This window comes from Caballeronia sp. LZ029, from assembly GCF_031451275.1.
GTDB lineage: Bacteria > Pseudomonadota > Gammaproteobacteria > Burkholderiales > Burkholderiaceae > Caballeronia > Caballeronia jiangsuensis.
The window spans coordinates 1-798 of sequence record NZ_JARUXO010000012.1 but is presented as its reverse complement, the minus strand read 5'-3'; the positions used below and the strand labels follow the sequence as shown (position 1 = coordinate 798).

At 60.4% G+C, this 798-nt stretch carries 1 pseudogene; it reads left to right on the top strand.

The features are described from left to right. Window positions 1-70 precede the first annotated feature (70 nt). Window positions 71-798 (top strand): annotated as a pseudogene (locus QCE73_RS33875) (IS3 family transposase); the annotation flags it as partial.

Below are 798 nucleotides of genomic sequence, written 5' to 3'. Positions count from 1 at the left end.
GTGACCTGCCTGGCGATTTTCGGACCAGTTGAAACTTGAGAGAATGGCTTCCAACGGAGGAATGGAAGTCATGAGGAAGAGCCGATTTACCGAAGAACAGATGGTCACAATGCTGCGCGAGGCGGACAAGACGTCGGTCGCAGAGGTGGCCAAGAAGCACGGGATTAGCGAGCAGACGGTGTATAACTGGCGTCAACATTTCGGCGGCATGGAGGCTTCGGATGTGAAGCGCCTCAAGCAGCTTGAGCAGGAAAACGCGCGACTGAAGAAGATGGTGGCAGAGCGTGACCTTGAGCTCGATGTAATGAGGGAGATCAACGCAAAAAAGTGGTGAGCGCGCCCGCTCGCCGCCTGCAGGTTGCCTACGCGAGAGCGCGAGGCCTGTCGGAGCGGCGTGCGTGCGCGCTGATGTCGGTCGCGAGGTCGGCGTTGCATTACCAATCGAAGTTGGCCGAGCGTGACGCCCCGGTGCGGGCGGCGATGTGTGTTTTGTCGGCACAGTATCCGCGCTATGGTTACCGTCGCATCCGGATTTTTTTGGATCGACAGGGCCATCCGATGAGTGCAGACCGGGCTTGGCGGCTGTGGCGGCTCGCGGGACTGCAGGTGCCGCGCAAGCGCCCGCGGCGCCGCGTGTCGACGCATCGACCCCGGCCTCAGCCAGCTACGGCAGCACGGCATGTCTGGGCGTATGACTTCGTGTTCGATGCCTGCGCCAACGGTCAGCAGTTAAAGTGTCTGACTGTGATCGACGAATACACTCGTGAATGCCTGGCCATCGATGTGGCGGGGTCAATT